Origin of the sequence: Apilactobacillus apinorum (genome assembly GCF_001281175.1) — a bacterium.
GTDB lineage: Bacteria > Bacillota > Bacilli > Lactobacillales > Lactobacillaceae > Apilactobacillus > Apilactobacillus apinorum.
Window position 1 is genome coordinate 357,908 of record NZ_KQ440396.1, and the last position, 21,900, is coordinate 379,807.

The following is a 21,900-nucleotide window of genomic DNA, read 5'->3' on the forward strand; positions in this document are numbered from 1 at the left end:
TCCATCCCCTACTTAAATTTAATTGTTACTTTGGTAGCACCATTAATGGCTACACCAGATTTAATACTTTGCTTATATGCATATCCATCGCCTTGTAAATCAGCTGATATACCAGTCATTCTACAGTATGTTGCAACATCATATCTTGACCATCCTTTGAGGTCAGCCATTGACTTGCTACCATTTGTTTGAACGATCACTAGACGATTGCTAGAAACCTTTTCATTTGCATCAATTGATTGATCAAGCACTTTATCCCCGTTACCTGTAAAAATGTACTTTAGACCAGCTGATGATAATTCTTTTCTAGCAATACTGGTTGATTTATCAACTACATTAGGAACTTTTAGGTTATTCTTGTTTTCAGCATTCTTATTTTCTTCAAGTGCTAATCTCATCACTGGGTTGAAAATTTCAGCCATTAATTGTGATGCTGTCTTAGTTCCCTTTAAAGTTGGTTGTTTCATTGTAATGTATAAAATATATTTTGGATGATCTGCTGGTGCAATTCCGGCAACAGAATATAGATAACTATCGTCACCAGATTCATATCCAGCTTTTCCATCACTAACTTGGGCAGTCCCTGTCTTAGCAGCAATCTTGTAACCTGGAATCTTGTATGCTCCACCAATTCCATAAGATTTGTAAACAACGTCTTCCATATGTTGAATTACTTGTTTAGCAGTACTTGCAGTAATTGGATGCCCCACTACTTTTCTAGGATATGATTTAATTACTTTTTTAGTCTTAGGATCCACAATTTTGCTTACTATTCTTGGTTGCACCATTGTACCATCATTTGCGATTGATGATAATGCCCTCATCATCTGCATTGCGTTCACAAGAATCCCTTGTCCAAAGGCAGTATTAGCTTGTTCGATTGGATAAGTAAATTGAACACTACCAGTTTCTTCTCCTGGGAAACCTAAATTAGATGGTGTGAAGAATTTAAATCTATTCATGTATTCTCGCCAAGTTTTGGCACCCATCATTTGTTCCAAATGTGCCATGGCAACGTTACTAGATAGTGCAAAACCTTTATTATAAGTGATATTCCCCCAACCACTTGGGTTCCAATCGGGAACTACTCTACCATTAATCAAGTATTTACCTGAGTGATAAGTTGCGTTCCCATTGTAATGACCACTATTAATAGAAGATGCAACTGTAAATATCTTCATAGTTGAACCAGGTTCATAAGCATCTTGAATTAAAGTATTACGCCAAATTTTATCCAAACCTTGTTTAGTGGTGGCGTTGAAAGTTGGTCTTTGAGTAGCGGCTAGAATGTCACCTGTTTTAGCATTCATTAATACCGCATTCATGCTCTTTGGGTGAACTTCATTATAAACATTGGTCATTTCTGTTTCCATTAATGATTGTAGTCTGTAATCCAATGTTGTATAAACATCATCACCATTTTTAGCAGGTTTATCAACAGTTTTACCTGTTTCGATTTGTACACCTGAATTATCAGTTTGAGATGTCTTGTATCCATCTTTACCAGTAAGTAATTCGTTATATACTTTTTCAATTCCCATTTGTCCAGTTAGACTAACTTTGGATGTCTTTGGATCAGATTGTGCTGAGGCATATCCAATTAAATGAGAAGCGAAGACACCATTAGGGTATAGTCTTGATGGTTGTTGTAAGAAGTTCAAACCAGATATATGGTATGAATCTAATTTTTGTTTTTGTGTTAATGAGATGTTGGTGCCAGCATTTCCAAATTCAACTTGGAATGCATTCGTACTTGGATTCAAATCATTTAAAGCTTCCTTATATGTAATCGGAAGCACACTGGAAATCGCCTTTGCTGCTTTTTCCTTATTAGTAATGTATAAAGGTTCATTGTCTAAACCGACTTGTTTCTTATTTAAAATTGCATACATAGTATACACATTAGTATCTTCCGCTAAAGGTTGGCCATTTGCGTCATAAATAGTTCCACGCTTAGCAGAGATAACATTACTTTTTGTGTATAAACTTTGGGCCATTTGGGTTAAATTAACACCACGAACTGTCTTAAAAACAGATACATATGTAAATCTTAATACCATACACAAAAAAACGCCTAGACATAGCAACAATAGAAATTGCCCATAGTGACTACGGTTGTTTCGGCGTTTTTTTAAGATTTCCCGATTATTTAACTTACTCATTTGCTAACATTCCTTACGTTTTTATTAGACAAAGATAAACCGGCTTGTTTAGCAATTTTTTGCAATCTATTAGCACTTTGCAATTCACTTGCTTCTTGTTTCAAAATACTGTTACTATCTTTGACCTTCGTTAGTGCACTGGTTGTCACTTGTAGATTAGCTGCTTGATTACTTAGCGCAATTTTTTGACTAACCAATGCAATCATTAAAAAGAATACAACTGAAAGGCCTAAGATTACAACTGTTTTTTCAAACTTTGATAGTCCTAATTTTACATTAATTTCACTTTCTTGATTTTGATATGTTTGTTGTTCCCCAGCAGAATAATAACCGGGTACCGCATATGTGTTATTTGCTAGATTATTTTGTGCCATCAGCTTACTCTTCTCTCTTATTTATTAATTCTCTCGATAACTCTCAATTTTGCACTATGTGAACGATGATTTTCTCTCAGTTCATCATCACTAGGTAGAATTGGTTTTTTATTAACCAATTTATAATCCGGTTTCATATCATCCGGAATAATCGGCAATCCACTTGGTAAATCACCAATCGTTGTTTTTTCTTTAAACATTGTTTTAACTAATCGATCTTCCAATGATTGGAATGTAATCACGCTAACTCTCCCATTAACGCCAATTAAATCAATTGCTTTTTCTAACGATTCTTCCAAAGCACCCAATTCATCATTAACCGCAATTCTCAATGCTTGGAATACTTTCTTTGCAGGATGACCTCCATGTCTTCTTGCAGCAGCAGGTATTCCCTCTTTAATTACATCAACAAGTTCTTCTGTGGTATCTATTGAATGAGATTCTCGGTTTCTTTCAATAGCTCTTGCAACTTGTTTAGAAAACTTTTCTTCACCATATCTGAAAAAGATTTTTACTAACTTTTCATATGGCCATTCATTAACGATTTGCCAAGCATCTAATGGATTTCTTTGATCCATTCTCATATCCAATCTAGCATCATGTTGATAACTAAATCCTCTACTAGCATCATCGAATTGTGGAGAAGAAACTCCTAGGTCATATAAAATTCCATCAACTTCATCAATGCCAATGTTGGCCATTTCTTCTTTAATATTACGAAAGTTGTTTCTGATGAATGAAACTTTTCCTTCGTCTATGTATTGCTTCAAATTGTCTTGATTGTAGTCAATTGCTACTTGATCTTGATCAAAGGAATAAAGATGTCCGGTGGTTAATTGTGAGAGGATTCTAGCACTATGTCCTCCCCCACCGAGGGTACAGTCAATATATACACCTTCAGGATTAATATTTAATCCATCAACAGCTTCTTTAAGTAGTACTGTTTCGTGTTTAAATTCTGTCATAATTACTCCCCCTCTCCTTTTAAAAATCAATTAAGTCTTCAGCAATGTCATCGAATTCTTCTCCAGCAGTCTTAGAGAATTCATCCCACTTATCCTTGCTCCAAATTTCAATACGAGTAGATACTCCCACAATCACACACTTTTTATCAATTTCAGCATAGTTTAATAGTGTATCGGGAATGTTAACTCTCCCTTGGCTATCAATCTTGCTTTCATCAGCAGCTGAAAATAGAAAACGTGAGAAAGATCTAGCCGACTTCTTGCTTACTGGAAGTTGGTTTATTTTTTCTTCCACTTTTCTCCACTCATTCATTGGGTAACCAAACAAACAACCATCTAGTCCCCTAGTAATAATGAAAGTTGTACCAATTTCTGATCTAATTTTGGAAGGAATGATCAAGCGTCCCTTTGAATCAATTGAATGTTCATATTCACCCATTAACACGCTCACTTCACTCCTTCCAATTTATATTATCTTGATTTTACCACTATCCACCACTATGTACCACATTATTATCAAATTTATTTAAAAAAATGCCATTTTATACCACTTTAGTTGATAATCATGGCAAAAATGACAATAAAAAAAGAGTCATTGCAATAGCAATAACTCTTGATATTAAAGGGTTTTGGCCGCACAAACTATAATTGTGGAGGCCCATCCCACAAAAATGAAAATTACAGAGAATCTCCAGGAGATTTTGTAAAAAATCCCCACTTTGGCGTTATCACGATTAAAGACGTAATAAACTCCATATACTAACAAAATTATAAATAGAACTAACAGTATATATGGCAAAAAAGATATTCCATGTTTATTAACTGATAATTCATAAATATAGATACTTAAAATAATCGGATAAAAATCACTAGATCTAATCGGTATTGTAACTAATTTTCTTATCGATCCTTTTACAACGTTGAAAGATAGCGAAAATAAGAACACTGTGACTATTTCAAATAGCACCGATGTAAGAAAACCAAATGCGGAAATGGTAATCACCTCAATATTAATTAGTTTGCATTATTTCTCAATGAACTGTAAACTCTAACTATAATATCCATTACAGAAAGTGGTGTTTACATGGCTAAGAAGAAGAAATCTAGATTTCAAATCATTACTATGATTTTCGTTTGGATAATGATTATTTCAACCGTTGGTGGCTTGATTCTTGGTGCAACATACCAATTACTAGCTAATTAATAAAAAAGGAACCTATCTTAAAGATGGGTTCCTTTTTTATTACTCATCCTCTGGTTGCTTATATACTTCTCTTGGTTTGCTACCAACTTGTGGTCCAATGTAACCTCTTTGATATAAGTCATCAATAATTCGAGCAGCCCTATTGTAGCCAATTCTAAAATTACGTTGTAACAATGAAGTACTTGCCTTTTGTTCACTTACTACAAAATTTAATGCATCATTGAACAATTCATCTTGTTCTTCATTGTCTTCTTCAACTTGAATTTCTTCATCAGTGACAATCATACTGTCATCATAATCAGCCGGTTTCTGTTCTTTGATGTAGTCCACCACATTTTCAACATCTTGATCCGATATAAAAGCACCTTGTAGTCTAGTTGGCTTATTCTTATCAATTGGTAGATATAACATATCTCCTCGTCCCAACAGTTTTTCAGCACCGTTGGAATCTAAGATGGTTCTAGAATCAATTCCACTTGAAACAGCAAAAGCGATTCTTGATGGCACGTTTGACTTAATTAAACCTGTGATAACATCAACCGATGGACGTTGGGTGGCTAGAATCATATGAATTCCAGAAGCTCTTCCCATTTGAGCTAATCGAATAATTGCACTTTCAACATCATTTGAAACTGTCATCATTAAATCTGCTAATTCATCAACAACAACGACAATGTATGGAAGTGGTTTTAAATCCCCACGTTCTTCTTCGCTCAATCCATTTACATATTCATTAAAAGTACTAATCTTTCTTTGATTATGCTTGGCAAATAAATCATAGCGATGTTCCATTTCAGCAACAACTTTGTTCAAAGCTCTAGCTGCCTTTTTAGGTTCTGAAACTACTGGTGATAACAAATGAGGAATGCCATTGTACACACCTAATTCAACCTTTTTAGGGTCAATCAACATCATCTTAACTTCACTAGGCTTAGCGTTCATTAAAATGCTCGTAATAATCCCATTGATTGCAACGGATTTACCACTACCTGTTGAACCAGCAATTAGTAAATGCGGTAATTTAGTCAAGTCTGTAGAAATCACATCACCACTAACATTTCTACCAAGTGGAACAGTAAGTAATCCATGTTTATTAGATTGTGATTTCACAACGTCTTTGAATGAAACCATCGCAACTTTTTTATTAGGAACTTCAATTCCAATCAATGATTTCCCAGGGATTGGTGCTTCAATTCGAATATCCTTAGCAGCTAAAGCCAATGCTAAATCATCTGCTAAATTAACAATTTTACTTACTTTAACACCAACAGCAGGATGTAATTCATATTCTGTAACTGATGGTCCTAAATTAACATTTTTAATTTCAGCATCAACACCGAAACTATTTAGTGTTTCTTTTAGTACCTTAGTATTACGTTCGATATTCTTGTATTCATCACTTTGATCGTTAACATCAACACTAGTTAAAAGTCCAAGTGGTGGTAATTGATAATTGGAATCATCAATATCTTTAATTTCAATTCCATCTTTATCACTATCAATATGGCTTTGGATTACTTCAGATAACTTGGCCTTATCACGTGTTTCATCGTTATATTCAGCAGCTGTCTTATAATCTTTATTACTATCATTATAAATAGCTGGTTCATCGTCAGGATGTTTATCCATCCAACCAGATAAATTAATTTTTGTTTCTGGCTTATCCTCAGAAACAGGATTTAAATCGCTCTTTTCAACAACATCTATATCATCGTGATCTTCTTGTTTTCTTTTATCACGGTTTTCTTTTATCTGCTTTAATTGTTGTTCAATTTTGATTCTAGCTTCATCCATGATTTTATTAATTGGTAGGTTGAACAATATAATTAATCCAATCACCATTAGCAAAACTGATAAAATTTCAGATCCAATAATTGATACTAAAAAGTTAAACACTACTAATAAAATTGCACCAATCATCCCTCCACCAACGGCAGAATTAGAAGATAAACCGATAAAGTCATGGCTCATCAAAATAAGGGTTTGACTAATGTATGAATGCGTATTGGATTGACTAAACAGTATTGCAGATAAAAACAAACATAAACCCAAATAAAAGATAGTTCCACCGGTAATCCAGCGTTTGTTATACTTCATTTCAGGTCCTTTAACAATTAATATGGCCCCTACAACTATCGCAACTATCAATCCTAAAGGACTACTATCACCAATAAAAAATCTAACAATATTGTTCAAAGTAACGCCTAGAAATCCTAGTTGGAAAAAACTAAAAATACTAGCTAAAACTATCAAAAAACCAGTTATATAATTATGATATTTGCTATCAATGTCAAATAAACTAGTTGTTTGAGTTGTTGTTTTTTTCTTTTTGCGACTAGTGTTTTTTTTCTTGGCCAAATTACTCCCCCCTCAATTATTATTTTAATTTATCGTATTCGTATTTATGTGTTCTTTCAAGATTAGGAAATGATTGTTGTCTTAACGCTTCATAGATAACAATTGCACAAGTATTAGAAAGGTTCAACGCTCTAATATGTGTATCATCTTGCGGAATTCTAATTGCTTTTTCTTCATTATCTCTCATAAACATTTCTGGTAAACCAGTAGTTTCTTTTCCAAACATAAAGAAGTAGTTGTAATTATCATCTGTATAATCACGATCTGTGTAATCATGGTTGGCAAACTTAGATACTAAAAATAGTTTATCTTTATCAGTTAAGGTATTCATAAAGTCTGGTAAACTTTCATGATAATTAATATCTACTTTATCCCAGTAATCTAAACCGGCTCTTTTTAAATGTTTATCATCCACTGAGAATCCCAATGGCTTAATTAAATCAAGTACTGTATCAGTACCTGCACATGTTCTAGCAATGTTACCAGTGTTCGCTGGCATCAATGGTTCGAATAAAACAATATGGTTTGTCATTTTAATTTCCTCACTTTTTAAAATCTATTATCTAGAATTGTTACATCAACAGTAATCTCTGTTAACGTTTGAATTTCTGTTTCTGACAATTGCTTTGCATTATGTCCCCAATGCAATGGTGTCATTATCATTAAATCATTTCTCAATTCAGATGGTAGCTCAAATTTATAGCTGACAGGATATGATTTAGCGTTGGGATAATGTTTCATAAATAGTTCAACAACATTTTTATTATCATAATTACTGTTAGGATTATCATTTCCATACAGTAACTTTCTTAATTCAAATAAGTAATGTGAATTAGGAACAATCTTAATCAAATGCCCCCCGTTAGAAGCAATTCGATTAAATTCATTATAAGCTGATGGTGAAAATAAATCTAAGATTACATCGATACTTTGATCATTAAATGGTAAATTCGCTAAATCAGCAATACAAAAAAATCTGTTTTCTGTTAATTCACTGGTTGATAAGTTTACCCCTGGCTTTGAAATATCAAATCCAATCGCACTATCAATGTTCTTTCTAAATTCCATTAACTTTTTTAATGGCATGCCTTCACCACTACCAACATCAATAATGTTTTGCGGATTAGCATCCATTAGTTCGGCAACTTTATGTAATATCCCGTCAAAAAAACCAGCTTGAATAATTCTTCGTCTGGATTCTAACATTAAACCATCGTATTCCGTACTAACTTTGTGGTTAATAAATTGAATCGTTCCCTTCTTTGATATATCAAGAGAATGATTATTGGGACATACAATCGAATTATTAGTTTGTTCAATAAAAGAATTATCACAAACCGGACATTTAAATAAATTAATATTCTGTTGTAGAAAAGATTTTGCTATATCGATTTTTTTCATTTGTTACCACCATTTCATACCATTCAGTATATAAGTATATCATACTAATACATATCTATTTTGAAACTAAAAAAGGTTCTAACACTAGCTTATTAGAACCTTTTTATTATTTGTTGCATATCTTGTGGAATCTGAGACTGACATAGGACTTCTTCTTGCGAAAATGGATTATAGAATTTCATTTCGTAACAATGTAATGCCTGTCTATCCATCAACTTATTATCAGGGTTGTATAGCCAATCCCCGATTAACGGATGATTAATTTCTTTAAAGTGAACTCTGATTTGATGAGTTCTACCTGAATGTAATTTTATTTTTAATAAGGTTAGATCTTCACTACTTTTATCAACCCAAAATTCTGTCCACGAAGGCTTACCTCCATTTACAACGGAGCGTTCAATAAATGAACCTTCTTTTCTACCAATAGGCAAACAAATGTCAACATGCTTATGATTGATTTTACCTTCAACAATCGCAATATATTTTTTACTAATTTCATGATGTTGCATCTGCATATCCAACAACGAGTGTGCAAAATGATGCTTGGCAAAAATGACAATGCCACTCGTATCCATATCTAATCTATTAACTATATGAATTTTTTGGTTACTGTAACCCTGTCGAATGAAATATCCTTTAACACGGTTAGCAATCGTATCATTTTTATACAAATGTGATGGCAAACATGCTACATGTGGTGGCTTATCAATCACAAGAAAATGTTCATCCTCATAAACAATTGTAATTTCCTTATCAGAAACCTGAATTACATCATTAGCTGGTTCAGGTGGTAAGGTAATTTTAACGACATCTTTATCAGACAACATGTAATTAACTTTCTGTATTTCATCATTAACAACAATCTTTCCGCCTTCAAACTTAATTTGTTTTAATAGCGTTCTAGATATGCCATGCTGTCTCAAAAAATTTCTCAATCTTATTGGGCTTTCTTGATTATTAACCCAGGAAAAACTAGTCATCTTCATGAACTCCGATGAATGAATTACTTACTCGCTTCCAAAAGTGGGTATGTCTGTATTGGGCGAAATAGATTCTATCATTACATATTGAATATGAGATAGATTCAATTGGTCTATCTGCGATTAATAATTGATCACAAGTTAAAATATTATGATCCTGGTTATCAGGAACAATTGTAATTATTTCATCAGGCGGAATAATAATGGGTGAACCTAAAGTTCTAAAAACTCGATTATTAATTGAGGCCATTTCAGAAACTTGAAGCGCATTTAATTGCGGATTAATAATTGCGCCTCCAACCGACTTATTATAAGCAGTTGATCCTGTTGGTGTTGAGACACAAAGTCCATCTCCACGGAATTTTTCAAAGAATTCACCTTTGATATATATATCAGTCACCATAGTGCCATTAATTCTTTTTAAAGTAGATTCGTTTAAAGCAACGAAACTATCATCTGGACCGCCATCACTATATTTAACTTTAATGTAAAGCAATGGGTAGCTAACGCTTTGGCCGTTATCATTTTCCAGACTTTCAACTAAATCGTTAACTTCATAATCACGCCAATCAGTATAAAAACCTAGATGACCTGTATGAATCCCGACAAATCTAATCTTACTTACTGCATCATTATAGTGATGAAAAGCTGAAAGTAACGTTCCATCTCCACCAACTGAAATAACGATTTGGGGATTTAATCCATCATATTCTAATTTATCAGAAGCTTCAATTTTTGCTTTTAATTGTGATGCTACTTTGTTAGAAGTAGAACCATCATTACTGTAGATTGCAACTTTCATACCTAATCATCCCTATTTCATTGGTTTTTATCATTCTTTTCCTGTGTTTCAATTAATTCTTTGCGAATTTCAGACATTCCTTCATCTAATTTAAATGCAGTTTCAGCTGCTTGCTGTAATCTGCGTTTTAAATCTTCTGGGAATTCACCATCATATTTATAATTAAGTGAATGTTCAACAGTTGCCCAAAAGTTCATTGCTAATGTTCTAACTTGAATTTCAGCTAAGATTTTTTTCTCACCATCAACCATTTCAATTGGATATTCAAAAACAATATGATATGAGCGATATCCACTAGCCTTTTCACGATTAACGTAATCGCGTTCTTCAAGGATATTAAGGTCACTTCTTTTTCTTAAAATATCAACGACCTCATAAATGTCATCAACAAATGGACACATAATTCTAAGTCCCGCAATATCTTCCATATCTTGGGATAATCGATCTTCAGATACTAATCGACGATTCATTTTTTCTTTGATACTTTCAACTGGTTTAACTCGACCAGTTACAAATTCAATTGGACTTCTTTTGTCGAATTGAATGAATTCCTTACGAATTCCTCTTAATTTAACTTTTAATTCCGCAACAGCTTGTTCATATGGGAATAAAAAGTCACTCCAATTTTTTATCACTAGGCCAACCTCCTTGTTAAACCTAATTTACTTGACTATTTTACCACAATTTATCATTTCAATAAAAAGCTTTCCTTTTTTTACTAATTGTGAGCGAAAAGCTTGTATTTACCGCCTAATTTGGTATTCTAATTATTGGAATTAATAGTACGATACAAAAATCTTAATGGAGGGGTAAAATTGTTCGAGTTATTTCTGTTCATAGATCCGTTGTGTAAGGCTTGCAGGAACTCAGAAAATACTGTTTTAAAAATTTCTGAAGACGTTGATTCAAAGTTTAAATTGCAGTTTATTCCAATATATAACTTAAAAGTCGTTCAGACCGACTACTGTAATTCAAATAATCAATTGAAGAAAAGGTTATCTTCTGAACAACTGGCTGACTTATATAAAAATGTGGTCTTGGATTATAAAGCTGCTTTATTCCAAGGTATGAAAAAAGGACGGAAGTTTCTTACTGAAATGCAAGATTGCCTACTTACAGACGCATTATCATACAGTGATGAGATGGCAATATCCATTGCTGAAGATTGCGGACTAGATGTGGATATGTTCATTGAGGATAGACGTTCTAATTTAGCAAAAAACGCCATTAAAAAAGATCAAGAATTAGTGCAAAACATGAAAATTGAAAAACCTGCTTCTGCAGTTATTTTCAATTGCGAAAACAGTAAAGATGGTATTCTAACAGATAACATTGAATATTCAACATTGTTTAACGCTTGTTGTGATAAGAACTTAACAACTGAATATTTACAAGATGCTCTTAGCGAAGACAACTTAAACGAAACTAAAATGAAGCATTTCAGAATTATTAAATAAAAAAAGATACTAGCAGAAGCTAGTATCTTTTTTGTTTTAAACTAATTTTTCTAATTCATTTAATCTTTCTTCAAACACCTTAAATGCATTATCTAAGTAATCGGTGCTGGTCATATCAACGCCAGCTTTCTTCATAACATCTAATGGATATTCTGAACTACCCGCTTTCAAGTAGTTTAAGTACTTATCAATCTTATCTTGATCATTAGCACAAATACCATCAGATAAATCAATAGCAGCAGCGAATCCTGTTGCATATTGGTAAACATAGTAATTCATGTAGAAATGAGGAATTCTTGACCATTCATAAGCAATTTCTGGATCAGATACAACCCCATCACCATAGTATCGCTTATTTAATTCAAGATAGAAATCACTTAGCATTTCAGCATTTAATGGATTTCCTTGTTGTTCTTGTTGGTGAGCAAAATCTTCAAACTCAGCAAATTGAGTTTGACGGAAAATGGTTCCCTTGAAGCCATCCAAGAAATGGTTTAATACATATTTCTTAACTTCAACATCATCAGTATGTTTTAACAAGTAGTCAGTTAAAATATTTTCATTAGTTGTAGATGCGATTTCGGCTAAGAAAATTGAATATCCACCGTATTGGAATGGTTGATTATGCGTAGTGTAATAACTATGCATACTATGACCTGATTCGTGAACCAAGGTAAATAAATTATCTAAATTGTCTTGCCAATTTAATAAAATAAATGGGTTGGTATCATAGACACCTGAAGAATACGCCCCACTTCTTTTACCTTTATTTTCAACAACATCAATCCAACGTTGGCTGAATTCATCTTTAATATGTGAGATGTAATCTGGTCCCAAAACGTTTAATGCCTTTAATGATTCGGCTTGCGCTTCTTCATAGTTGTATGAAATTGGTGATTTACCAAATAGTGGAGTGTATAAATCATACATATGCATTTCATCTAAGCCAAGTAATTTCTTTCTTAACTTAACGTAACGATGTAATAAAGGTAAATGTTTGTTTACTGAATCAATTAAGTTTTGGTATACATTTTGATCAATATGATTACGGCTTAACGCTGCTTGTTTTGCAGAATCATATTTTCTCATTTCAGCACTAAAGTTATGTACCTTAACTTCACCAGAAAGAGTTGATGCTAATGTGTTTTTAAATTGATCATAAATAGAATATAGTTTTTGGAATGCTTCTTTTCTAACACTTCTGTCAGTAGATTCTAAAAGTTTGCTATAAACACCATTTGACAATTCTACTGAATTGCCATCTGGGTCCTTAACAATTGGAAACTTCATATCTGAGTTAGTGATAATTCCATAAACGTTTGATGGAACTTGGAAAATATTACTTAGACTAGATAAAATCTTTTCATGTTCTTCATCTAAGATATGATCTTTTTGACTGAATAATTCGTCAAAGAAATGTTCCAATTGCTTTAATTCATCATTTGAATTAACCATGTTAGCTACTTCTGATTGGTCTAATTTTAAAATAGCTGGTTCGAACCAAGATACAGCTTGTTCAGCCTTTGAAGCTAAATCGCTACATCTTGAATTCATGCTTTGATACTTGTTATCAGATGTATCAGCATCACTCTTTAATGATGAATATACATAAAGTGTTTCAACATGACGGTCTAATTTTTCCATCGCCTTTAAATCACTTAATAAAGAAGCAGCACTAAAAGATTCTGAACGTAGTTTTTTAACTTCTTCAATTTCAGCTATGCAATCTTTAAAAGCTTTTTCGAAAGCTTCATCATTTGGGAAAATGGTAGTTAAATCCCATGTTAATTCTTCCGGAACATCTTTTCTTGCTGGTAGTTGTTGTACTTCTGTCATAAGAACACCATCCTAATAAATATCTAAATTCTATCTACAAAAGCGCCCTCGCATTGGCTAATCTTTTGAATTTTTTGATAGTAATCATCGAACCAATTTAATGATTTTATTATCTGGATTCGATCCCCAATAATCCTAATATACCCTTTTTTACTTAAAATTGATAATAAATTGGCATATTCTTTTAAAATAAATTTTTGCGGGTTATTTATTAATGGATAATGTACTTTTAACTTACAAATATCATTCGTCCTATCTAGTAATTCTTTGTAATTAATACCATCTACTAATTCATTTAACAAAATTATTTTCCAAACTAGATATTCTTTTCCTAACACTGGATTACTAGTGTGACTGTAATGGCACTCCACAGGAGCTCCATTTATGTTGTGTCCATGTAAATAGCAATTATTTTGCAACTCAAGTGCCTTCTTATTTTGATAAAATAATTGATTTTGTAATTTGCGCATTTCCTCAAGTAAAGAATGAATATTAATTGGATCATGTGAAATCATCCCTGGATTATTTAAAAATTGAATTAATTCATGTAAACTACTAACTTCAATCTTTTGATATTTAATTTTTCCATATACATATCTACAGTTATATCTTATTTCTAGTTTATTTTTACTAGTTAACCAAAAAAACATTGTAAAACCTAATTTTTTAAAATAATAATAAAACTTATTTGTACTAGGTTGTCCGAAGCGTTTTTTATATCTTGAACCTAATATCCATAATGACTTAATTTGTTGCTTTTCATATCCATGAATTCGATGCTCTAATTTATTAATATTTATTGGACTACATTGAAATTCGATTGCTAAGTTTTTATATAATAAATCCGGTCTTTGCTTAATTTCTGGTAAATAATTTTCGACTAAAGTCTTGTTGCTTCTAGTAAAAAAATATAATTGTTGTTTCCCTAATAGGTGTTCTTCAGTCTCCCCTTCTTCAATCAGCGTTATGCAATTAGAATTTTTTTGATGAGAAAAGTGTGGACTCATAATTGTCCCTTTTTTTAAAACTACTTTTTCCTTACATACAGGACAACTAAAATTATCTGATTTTTTCGCATTGTTTGCATTTATTAACTTATCTTTAAAATATGCCATTATCATGATTATCACCATGCATATATACGAAAAAAAGACTGAATAAATTCAGTCTTTTTTATTTGAAATGCTTTTTAATTTCCAACAATGCTAAATGCGGAATAATTACTTTCTTTCTGGCAATTTTATCGAATTGTCTCCAATGAAGTTTGGAACCATATTCCATAGAAGCACTAGCCATATTAGTGAAGTTTTTAAATTCAATATCATTTTCATTTCTAGTAGTAGTAAATCTAACTACGTAATCGTCATCACACTTATATAATGTTGTATCAACATCATCATATTGTGTTAATTCATCTGATAATCTAATTACATTTTCAAAGTCACTTATCTTTAATAACATTTCCCATTTGTTAAGCTTAGGATTGAAACTTCCAATGTTATCAATTTGACTATCTTTTTCGTTATCAAGGAATGGATTATCTGATTTCAAATGTCCTGTTGAATCTAATTCTTCCCTCTTACTTCTTGCTTCATTAATTGCAGCAATCATTTCTAATTTGTAACGCGGAAATTTATCGCTTAATTCCACAGTATCGATTAAACTCCCCAATGTATCTTTTAAATAGTCTAATAATTCTTGAGTAGTATCATCTAGTTCACGTTCTTCATCATCCTCAAAATCAATCAGACGACCGTACATATTCTTTGCTTCAATCAAAGCAAATAAAGTATTGGTGTCAGCAAACTTTTTAAATTCGTCCATTTCTGGTAAATCTGCTTTATCATCATCACTTCGATTTTGTGGTCCTTCAAATATGTTAAACGGATCTTGTTGATTTGTATTTTCATTATCATCAACATCTTCTTCATCTTGATCACTTTCATCCATTGGTTGAATATGATTTTCAAAAACATTCTTATTCTTAATAAACATATCTAACCCGGACTTATTAGGAACGACTTGGAATGAAACAGCACCCGTGCTCTTAAATTCATCATCAACATCAATTTCATCTAGAATTGAGTATAAGAAAGATTCGATTCCATCTTCATCACCTAATAGTGATAATAAATCAATTCCTCTTTCATCTAATTCTTGATTAGTAATTGTAACCTTGATGGTTCCAGAATTAATTTTTTCCATTCTCATTAAAGACACCTCTTCTCGTAATCAACTGATTTTATAATACCCATATTTTAACCCAAAAAGACTAATCAATTCAATGATTTAACGTCTTTTAAATCAATTACTAATCCTACTGAAGGTAATTTCACATTAATATTGTTACCACACTCTTTTTGAGTCTCTTCTAACAAATCATTTAAATTACCATATTGTGGTAAATGACTGATTAAAACTGATTTCACATTTGCATTATTTGCTAATTCTCCGGTTTCTTTAGAAGTCATATGCCATTTAGTTCCTTCTTTATCGGCATAAAAATTAGTATCTGTAATTAGCAAATCTGCACCTGCACAAAACTCTGATAATTCACCAAAATACTTTGTGTCACCTGTATATACGATTGTTTCATTACTTTTAACATCCTTGATCTTTACAGCATAGGTTACAACAGGGTGTTGTGTTTTTTTGAAACTTATTTCTAATCCGCCCATTGATAACACTTGATTTTCATCATATGGTTTTCCCACAGTAACATCAAACCAAGACAATTTATTATAGTTATCCATATCTTCTTGGTGTCCATAAATTGGTAACACTCTTTCATCTGGCTTATTAGGAGCTAATTGCCAGTAATGTTGAAGAACACCAACATCGGCGATGTGATCACTATGATAGTGTGTAAGTAAGACTGCATCTATGTCATAAGGATTAATATATTTTTCTAGTTCTAATAAAACACCACTTCCACAATCAAGTAGTAAATTAAAATCATCATTTTGAATCAAATAACCACTAGTACCTATTCCATTTGCAGGATATCCACCATAGTAACCTAAAACTGTTATTTTCATATTAAACCTCTTTTACTTGTTTTTAATTAACTTTAGTGTAAATATATAGTTGTAATTTGTAAATGCTTTTTACTCGGAGGGTGTCTTTATGAATAATCAAATCAGTATGACTTTTGGTAACAAATTTATTGTCGATAAATTAAAGAAGGCTAACCCAGAGTTAGACCTCTCTTTATTCAATAGCGGTGATGGTCAATATCAAATTATTGATTTTCAAGGTAACCACGATATTTTCAAAAATAATATCATTTTCGACGTTATCTTTAATCATGATTTTTTCTCAAATATAAATTTTGTAAATTATTCTTACTTTAACCTTTCCGATGATGACAAAAAAGTGTTTGACGCCATCATCGAAAAAATTAAAAACGATGCTTCAATTCATTTTCTTCTTTTAAAAGAAACCAGAGATAAAAAACGTTTTGTGTTAGCATCAAGTTGGAAAAATTATTTCGATTTTAAGAGCTGGCAAAAAGATAATCAATTATTAAATTTAGCGGAATTATCATTAAACTATAAAAAAGCATAAAAAAGCGATGCATAGATGCATCGCTTTTTATTTTGATTATTTAATTCTCAATGTCATTGCGTTAATAGCAACAATAACAGTACTTAGTGACATAATTACTGCACCTAACATAGGACCAATAATAATTCCAATTGATGATAATAAACCAGCAGCTAATGGAAGTGCAATGATATTATATCCTGCTCCCCACCATAGGTTTTGAATCATCTTAGTTCTTGCTTGCTTAGCTAATTTAATTAAATCGATCACATCAGCAGGGTTACTGTTAACTAGAACAACATCTGCTGAATCAATAGCAACATCAGTACCTGAACCAATTGCTATTCCTAAATCTGCTTTAGTTAAACTTGGTGCATCATTCACACCATCCCCGATGAACATTACACTACCAGTTTCTTGGTATTTTGAAACCAGTGCTTGTTTATCTTCGGGAACTAATTCAGCATTTACTTCAGTAATACCTAATAAACTAGCTACCTTTTCAGCCGCTTTTTGATTATCCCCAGTTAGCATAACAGGTGTAATGTTTTGACTGTTTAAATATTCAATCATATCTTTAGCACCTGGCTTGATTGAATCCCCTTCAGCGATAAATCCAATTACATTATCATTATTAATAACATAACTTAATGAATTTCCTTGCGTCAAATATTGATCCGTTTGAGTAGTATCAAAAGCGATATTATTTTTAGTTAAATATGCACTTGATACAACTGCATATTTATTACCGTTAATTTCACCCTTAATTCCCGCACCAGAAATTTCATCGATGTTTTCTGCAGATAGCTTTTCCATGTTTAATTCATCAAAAGCTTTAATAATTCCTTCAGCTAATGGATGTGATGAGTTTGCTTCTAAGGTAGCAGCAATTTGTAAGACATCATTCTTTTCTACATCATTGTCCAATGAATCAAAAGCATTTACCTTAAAATCACCTTGAGTTAAAGTACCCGTTTTATCCATTAAAGCGTATTTAACTTTCTTAATACCTTCAAGTGATGTCTTGTTTCTGATTAATAAACCATGTGTAGCTGCAATTGCAGTTAATCTAGAAATAATTAGTGGAATTGCTAAACCTAAAGCATGTGGACACGCAATAATTAACACACTAACTGTAATTGGAATTGCGTAAGCAACATTATGAATAATGCTCCAAGCTACGAATGCAATTACCGCAACAATTAGTGCTGCATAGAATAAGTATCCAGCAACTTTGTTAGCTAAATCTTCAGCTTGTGATTTAGATGCTTGAGCATCACTAACCATCTTCATTACTTTTGAAAGGTAACCACTTTCACCAGTACCAGTAATCTTTACCTTAATAGTTCCGCTACCATTAATTGAACCACCAATAACTTGATCATCAACTTGTTTGTTAACATCTCTTGATTCACCAGTAATTAAAGATTCGTTGACTGAAGTAGTTCCATCAATAATAGTTCCATCTGCGGGAATCTTTTCACCTGACTTAATTAAAATAGTTTGGTTTTCAGATAATTCATTAACTGAAACATCTGTAACGTTACCGTCTTCTGAAACTAAATGAGCGTTATCAGGTAGTAATGCTGCTAACTTATTAACGGCAGAACCCGCACTCATCACAGAATTCATTTCAATCCAGTGTCCTAAAAGCATGATAACGATAAGAGTTGATAATTCCCAGAAGAAGTCATTAACCATTGGTGTTGCTTTAAGGATATCGTTAGCAATTACAGCGTAGACACTGTATACATAAGCAACTGAAATACCCATTGTGATAAGTGACATCATTCCCGGTTTTTTACTGTTCATTTCACCAATGCATGATGTAAAGAATGGATAACCACCATAAATGAATAGGATAGTTCCTAGAATTAATACTACGAAATCAGAACCTGGGAAAGTAACTTGGAATGGCATCTTCATTCCCATCATTGGTGACATTACGATAATTGGAATTGTTAATATTAATGAAATCCAGAACTTAAGTTTTAGATTTCCCATATGATGCATGTGCCCCATATCATGACCCATATCCATACCACAGTGGTCCATACCGCCATGATTCATGTGACTCATATCGTGTCCCATATCCATACCACCGTGATTCATGTGCATACTATGATCCATATGTTCGTGATTCATGTCGTGATGCATATAATCATGACCATGCATTTCTGCTCCATCATGATGACAACAGCTACCTTTTTCATCATGTTTATGGGCTGATTCATCCATATGCATGTCACATTGTTCCATTTTTTGATCACGGTCATGATGACAGCATTCTTTATGATTCATTTCTTTATGGTCGTGGTGCATACCACAATCATGTCCTTCTTCGTGATTATGATTCATGCAGCATTCCTTTTTTTCTGACATTATAAATTCATCTCCGTGATTTTAATTTTCAATACAATGACAATGAACCTTTTCAGGTGCATTTTCTTTTTTATCATTAAGTAATTTGATTAAGGCATCAATATCATTTCTATTTAACTCAACATCATTAATAATGTTGTAAATAGTTTTGCCATAATGCATACAACACATATTGTTAAATACCCTTTCAGCGGAATAACTATATGCATCTTGTTCATTAATTGATGAAACATATATATTTTTTCTTCCATCTTTTCTTACATTCAAAAATCCTTTATCCGTCAATCTAGATAACAGCGTTTTGATTGTAGACGAACTCCATTCCTTTTTCTTAGACAAAATTTCAATCATTTGACTACTGGTAGTTTCACCTAATGTCCAAACAATTCTCATTACTTCCCATTCTGAACTAGAAATTTCTGTCTTCTCCACTCACTTATCACTCCTTTATCTCATTTAGTATTATTAGTCTACATTTGTAGACGTAAAAAGTCAAATAAAAAGAACTACAAATGTAGTTCTTTTTTATAAGGAGAATGAGAGATTCGAACTCTCGCGTGGTTTGACCCACCTAGCGGTTTTCAAGACCGCCCCCTTCAGCCACTTGGGTAATTCTCCATATTAATGACCCGTACGGGATTCGAACCCATGTTACTGCCGTGAAAGGGCAGTGTCTTAAACCACTTGACCAACGGGTCATAATCTAAAATAATTATGACAATAAAAAAAGATTATCCAATGTGGATGATCTTTTTTACGGTTCGTACGAGACTCGAACTCGTGACCTCCTGCGTGACAGGCAGGCGTCCTAAACCGACTAGACCAACGAACCATGATTGCGGGAGCCGGATTTGAACCAACGACCTCCGGGTTATGAGCCCGACGAGCTACCAGACTGCTCTATCCCGCGATAATTATAATAATGTAATGTAAATGACCCGTACGGGATTCGAACCCATGTTACTGCCGTGAAAGGGCAGTGTCTTAAACCACTTGACCAACGGGTCAGTCAAAAAAACGGAGAAGGAGAGATTCGAACTCTCGCGCCGGTAACCCGACCTACACCCTTAGCAGGGGCGCCTCTTCAGCCACTTGAGTACTTCTCCAATGGGCCTAGGGGGACTCGAACCTCCGACCTCACGCTTATCAGGCGTGCGCTCTAAACCAACTGAGCTATAGGCCCATATAAAAGCGGGTAACGAGAATCGAACTCGCGACAATAGCTTGGAAGGCTATGGTTTTACCACTAAACTATACCCGCATAATATAAAGAAAATATTTAATTAAAATGGCGCGGGACAGAATCGAACTGCCGACACACGGAGCTTCAATCCGTTGCTCTACCAACTGAGCTACCGAGCCATATGAAACGGTTCGTACGAGACTCGAACTCGTGACCTCCTGCGTGACAGGCAGGCGTCCTAAACCAACTAGACCAACGAACCATATAATTGCGGGAGCCGGATTTGAACCAACGACCTCCGGGTTATGAGCCCGACGAGCTACCAGACTGCTCTATCCCGCGATAATAAAAAGGAGAATGAGAGATTCGAACTCTCGCGTGGTTTGACCCACCTAGCGGTTTTCAAGACCGCCCCCTTCAGCCACTTGGGTAATTCTCCATAGTGAATGTGAAACAAAGTCCACGATGGACCTTGTAGGACTCGAACCTACGACCGGACGGTTATGAGCCGTCTGCTCTAACCAACTGAGCTAAAGGTCCAAGACCAAATCGCGGCAGAGGGGATCGAACCCCCGACCTCCCGGGTATGAACCGGACGCTCTAGCCAGCTGAGCTACACCGCGATACGATGACTACTTCGAGTATTATACTCTATCGGGAAGACAGGATTCGAACCTGCGACCCCCTGGTCCCAAACCAGGTGCTCTACCAAGCTGAGCTACTTCCCGTTAAAATGCACCCAGTAGGAGTCGAACCTACAACCTTCTGATTCGTAGTCAGACACTCTATCCAGTTGCGCTATGGGTGCATATGGTGCCGAGGACCGGGATCGAACCGGTACGGTTATCACTAACCGCAGGATTTTAAGTCCTGTGCGTCTGCCAATTCCGCCACCCCGGCATATATATGAATTGGCAAAGCGGAAGACGGGATTCGAACCCGCGACCCCCAGCATGGCAAGCTGATGTTCTACCACTGAACTACTTCCGCAAAAGTGCCGACTAGAGGATTCGAACCTCCGACCCCCTGTTTACAAGACAGGTGCTCTGCCAGCTGAGCTAAGTCGGCATAAATATTAAATTAATGAGCCGTGGCAGGTTCGAACTGCCGACCCTCTGATTAAAAGTCAGATGCTCTACCGGCTGAGCTAACGGCTCGGATATATGGAGGATACAGGGCTCGAACCTGTGACCTCCTGCTTGTAAGGCAGATGCTCTCCCAACTGAGCTAATCCTCCGATAAGCGCGGCG

The 21,900-nt window shown here is 33.9% G+C and carries 20 protein-coding genes and 21 tRNA genes; 3 read left to right on the forward strand and 38 right to left on the reverse strand.

All coding sequences use genetic code 11. From position 1 onward, the window contains the following. Positions 1 to 8: 8 nt before the first annotated feature. The 5 genes from RZ74_RS04480 to RZ74_RS07055 form a co-directional block, all read right to left on the reverse strand. The gene (locus RZ74_RS04480; RefSeq protein ID WP_053950256.1) at positions 9 to 2,162 is read right to left on the reverse strand and encodes a penicillin-binding transpeptidase domain-containing protein; all 2,154 of its coding nucleotides are present in this window, start codon (positions 2,160 to 2,162) and stop codon (positions 9 to 11) included. Next, positions 2,159 to 2,536 (reverse strand): septum formation initiator family protein, encoded by a 378-nt coding sequence (locus RZ74_RS04485; RefSeq protein WP_053950257.1) that lies wholly within the window; start codon positions 2,534 to 2,536, stop codon positions 2,159 to 2,161. Before RZ74_RS04485 ends, RZ74_RS04480 begins: the two co-directional genes overlap by 4 nt. 17 nt (positions 2,537 to 2,553) lie before the next feature. Beyond that, the gene (rsmH, locus tag RZ74_RS04490) at positions 2,554 to 3,501 is read right to left on the reverse strand and encodes a 16S rRNA (cytosine(1402)-N(4))-methyltransferase RsmH (protein WP_053950258.1); all 948 of its coding nucleotides are present in this window, start codon (positions 3,499 to 3,501) and stop codon (positions 2,554 to 2,556) included. Between the two features lie 19 nt (positions 3,502 to 3,520). Continuing rightward, complete coding sequence (gene mraZ, locus RZ74_RS04495) at positions 3,521 to 3,946, reverse strand: division/cell wall cluster transcriptional repressor MraZ (protein WP_187291399.1); 426 nt, start codon at positions 3,944 to 3,946, stop codon at positions 3,521 to 3,523. A gap of 174 nt (positions 3,947 to 4,120) precedes the next feature. Then, complete coding sequence (locus RZ74_RS07055) at positions 4,121 to 4,504, reverse strand: DUF3397 family protein (RefSeq protein ID WP_378252516.1); 384 nt, start codon at positions 4,502 to 4,504, stop codon at positions 4,121 to 4,123. Positions 4,505 to 4,585: 81 nt separating this feature from the next. On the opposite strand from RZ74_RS07055, the gene RZ74_RS06880 reads away from it, so the two are divergent. Beyond that, on the forward strand, positions 4,586 to 4,705 hold the full coding sequence (locus RZ74_RS06880; RefSeq protein WP_083437168.1) for a DUF4044 domain-containing protein: 120 nt from the start codon (positions 4,586 to 4,588) through the stop codon (positions 4,703 to 4,705). Between the two features lie 39 nt (positions 4,706 to 4,744). Here the strand turns inward: RZ74_RS06880 and RZ74_RS04500 are convergent, their stop codons facing one another. The 6 genes from RZ74_RS04500 to RZ74_RS04525 all read right to left on the reverse strand — a co-directional run bounded on the left by RZ74_RS04500 (position 4,745) and on the right by RZ74_RS04525 (position 10,881). Next, complete coding sequence (locus RZ74_RS04500; RefSeq protein ID WP_053950259.1) at positions 4,745 to 7,063, reverse strand: DNA translocase FtsK; 2,319 nt, start codon at positions 7,061 to 7,063, stop codon at positions 4,745 to 4,747. 19 nt (positions 7,064 to 7,082) lie between these two features. After that, positions 7,083 to 7,595 carry a tRNA (cytidine(34)-2'-O)-methyltransferase gene (locus RZ74_RS04505; protein ID WP_053950260.1) on the reverse strand — a complete coding sequence of 171 codons (513 nt, stop codon included), beginning with the start codon at positions 7,593 to 7,595 and terminating at the stop codon, positions 7,083 to 7,085. A gap of 17 nt (positions 7,596 to 7,612) precedes the next feature. Further along, positions 7,613 to 8,464, reverse strand: a complete 852-nt coding sequence (locus RZ74_RS04510) for a methyltransferase domain-containing protein (protein ID WP_053950261.1) — start codon at positions 8,462 to 8,464, stop codon at positions 7,613 to 7,615. Positions 8,465 to 8,556: 92 nt separating this feature from the next. Beyond that, entirely contained in the window at positions 8,557 to 9,444 is an 888-nt protein-coding gene (locus RZ74_RS04515) for an RluA family pseudouridine synthase (protein ID WP_053950262.1), read from the reverse strand. Next, positions 9,437 to 10,246, reverse strand: coding sequence for an NAD kinase (locus RZ74_RS04520; RefSeq protein WP_053950263.1), 810 nt, complete (start codon positions 10,244 to 10,246; stop codon positions 9,437 to 9,439). The genes RZ74_RS04515 and RZ74_RS04520 overlap by 8 nt, the downstream gene beginning before the upstream one ends. A 17-nt stretch (positions 10,247 to 10,263) precedes the next feature. After that, positions 10,264 to 10,881, reverse strand: coding sequence for a GTP diphosphokinase (locus tag RZ74_RS04525; protein ID WP_053950264.1), 618 nt, complete (start codon positions 10,879 to 10,881; stop codon positions 10,264 to 10,266). A gap of 180 nt (positions 10,882 to 11,061) precedes the next feature. Here RZ74_RS04525 and RZ74_RS04530 point away from each other — a divergent pair, with 180 nt between their 5' ends. Further along, positions 11,062 to 11,703, forward strand: coding sequence for a DsbA family protein (locus tag RZ74_RS04530; protein WP_053950265.1), 642 nt, complete (start codon positions 11,062 to 11,064; stop codon positions 11,701 to 11,703). A 36-nt stretch (positions 11,704 to 11,739) separates the two neighbouring features. Here RZ74_RS04530 and pepF read toward each other — a convergent pair whose 3' ends face one another. The 4 genes from pepF to RZ74_RS04550 form a co-directional block, all read right to left on the reverse strand. After that, positions 11,740 to 13,539 (reverse strand): oligoendopeptidase F, encoded by a 1,800-nt coding sequence (gene pepF, locus RZ74_RS04535; protein ID WP_053950266.1) that lies wholly within the window; start codon positions 13,537 to 13,539, stop codon positions 11,740 to 11,742. A 23-nt stretch (positions 13,540 to 13,562) separates the two neighbouring features. Next, entirely contained in the window at positions 13,563 to 14,654 is a 1,092-nt protein-coding gene (locus RZ74_RS04540) for a competence protein CoiA (protein ID WP_187291401.1), read from the reverse strand. Between the two features lie 58 nt (positions 14,655 to 14,712). Next, positions 14,713 to 15,750, reverse strand: a complete 1,038-nt coding sequence (locus tag RZ74_RS04545) for an adaptor protein MecA (RefSeq protein WP_053950268.1) — start codon at positions 15,748 to 15,750, stop codon at positions 14,713 to 14,715. 65 nt (positions 15,751 to 15,815) lie between these two features. After that, positions 15,816 to 16,577: an MBL fold metallo-hydrolase gene (locus RZ74_RS04550; protein ID WP_053950269.1), complete on the reverse strand. Its 762-nt coding sequence runs from the start codon at positions 16,575 to 16,577 to the stop codon at positions 15,816 to 15,818. Positions 16,578 to 16,665: 88 nt separating this feature from the next. On the opposite strand from RZ74_RS04550, the gene RZ74_RS04555 reads away from it, so the two are divergent. Next, positions 16,666 to 17,106, forward strand: coding sequence for a hypothetical protein (locus tag RZ74_RS04555; protein WP_053950270.1), 441 nt, complete (start codon positions 16,666 to 16,668; stop codon positions 17,104 to 17,106). 36 nt (positions 17,107 to 17,142) lie between these two features. Here the strand turns inward: RZ74_RS04555 and RZ74_RS04560 are convergent, their stop codons facing one another. The 23 genes from RZ74_RS04560 to RZ74_RS04670 form a co-directional block, all read right to left on the reverse strand. After that, positions 17,143 to 19,329, reverse strand: a complete 2,187-nt coding sequence (locus tag RZ74_RS04560) for a heavy metal translocating P-type ATPase (RefSeq protein ID WP_378252523.1) — start codon at positions 19,327 to 19,329, stop codon at positions 17,143 to 17,145. Between the two features lie 159 nt (positions 19,330 to 19,488). Next, positions 19,489 to 19,899 carry a CopY/TcrY family copper transport repressor gene (locus RZ74_RS04565; RefSeq protein WP_237756930.1) on the reverse strand — a complete coding sequence of 137 codons (411 nt, stop codon included), beginning with the start codon at positions 19,897 to 19,899 and terminating at the stop codon, positions 19,489 to 19,491. A gap of 98 nt (positions 19,900 to 19,997) precedes the next feature. Continuing rightward, positions 19,998 to 20,085, reverse strand: a tRNA-Ser gene (locus RZ74_RS04570). A gap of 7 nt (positions 20,086 to 20,092) precedes the next feature. Further along, positions 20,093 to 20,165, reverse strand: a tRNA-Glu gene (locus RZ74_RS04575). Between the two features lie 59 nt (positions 20,166 to 20,224). Continuing rightward, a tRNA-Asp gene (locus tag RZ74_RS04580) sits at positions 20,225 to 20,299 on the reverse strand. A gap of 4 nt (positions 20,300 to 20,303) precedes the next feature. Next, positions 20,304 to 20,377: transfer RNA gene (locus RZ74_RS04585), tRNA-Met, on the reverse strand. Between the two features lie 24 nt (positions 20,378 to 20,401). After that, a tRNA-Glu gene (locus tag RZ74_RS04590) sits at positions 20,402 to 20,474 on the reverse strand. A gap of 11 nt (positions 20,475 to 20,485) precedes the next feature. Then, positions 20,486 to 20,573: transfer RNA gene (locus tag RZ74_RS04595), tRNA-Ser, on the reverse strand. Positions 20,574 to 20,575: 2 nt separating this feature from the next. After that, positions 20,576 to 20,650 (reverse strand) — tRNA-Ile (locus tag RZ74_RS04600). A gap of 7 nt (positions 20,651 to 20,657) precedes the next feature. Next, a tRNA-Gly gene (locus RZ74_RS04605) sits at positions 20,658 to 20,728 on the reverse strand. Positions 20,729 to 20,756: 28 nt separating this feature from the next. Next, a tRNA-Phe gene (locus RZ74_RS04610) sits at positions 20,757 to 20,829 on the reverse strand. A gap of 8 nt (positions 20,830 to 20,837) precedes the next feature. Further along, positions 20,838 to 20,912 (reverse strand) — tRNA-Asp (locus tag RZ74_RS04615). 6 nt (positions 20,913 to 20,918) lie between these two features. Continuing rightward, positions 20,919 to 20,992, reverse strand: a tRNA-Met gene (locus RZ74_RS04620). A gap of 9 nt (positions 20,993 to 21,001) precedes the next feature. Next, positions 21,002 to 21,089 (reverse strand) — tRNA-Ser (locus tag RZ74_RS04625). 27 nt (positions 21,090 to 21,116) lie between these two features. Then, positions 21,117 to 21,190, reverse strand: a tRNA-Ile gene (locus RZ74_RS04630). A gap of 9 nt (positions 21,191 to 21,199) precedes the next feature. Beyond that, positions 21,200 to 21,273 (reverse strand) — tRNA-Met (locus RZ74_RS04635). A gap of 31 nt (positions 21,274 to 21,304) precedes the next feature. Further along, positions 21,305 to 21,378: transfer RNA gene (locus RZ74_RS04640), tRNA-Pro, on the reverse strand. A gap of 6 nt (positions 21,379 to 21,384) precedes the next feature. Continuing rightward, positions 21,385 to 21,458 (reverse strand) — tRNA-Arg (locus tag RZ74_RS04645). Positions 21,459 to 21,461: 3 nt separating this feature from the next. Beyond that, positions 21,462 to 21,550: transfer RNA gene (locus RZ74_RS04650), tRNA-Leu, on the reverse strand. A gap of 18 nt (positions 21,551 to 21,568) precedes the next feature. Next, positions 21,569 to 21,640: transfer RNA gene (locus RZ74_RS04655), tRNA-Gly, on the reverse strand. A 5-nt stretch (positions 21,641 to 21,645) separates the two neighbouring features. Next, positions 21,646 to 21,718: transfer RNA gene (locus tag RZ74_RS04660), tRNA-Thr, on the reverse strand. 16 nt (positions 21,719 to 21,734) lie between these two features. Next, positions 21,735 to 21,807: transfer RNA gene (locus RZ74_RS04665), tRNA-Lys, on the reverse strand. A gap of 7 nt (positions 21,808 to 21,814) precedes the next feature. Next, positions 21,815 to 21,887, reverse strand: a tRNA-Val gene (locus tag RZ74_RS04670). Positions 21,888 to 21,900: the final 13 nt, after the last annotated feature.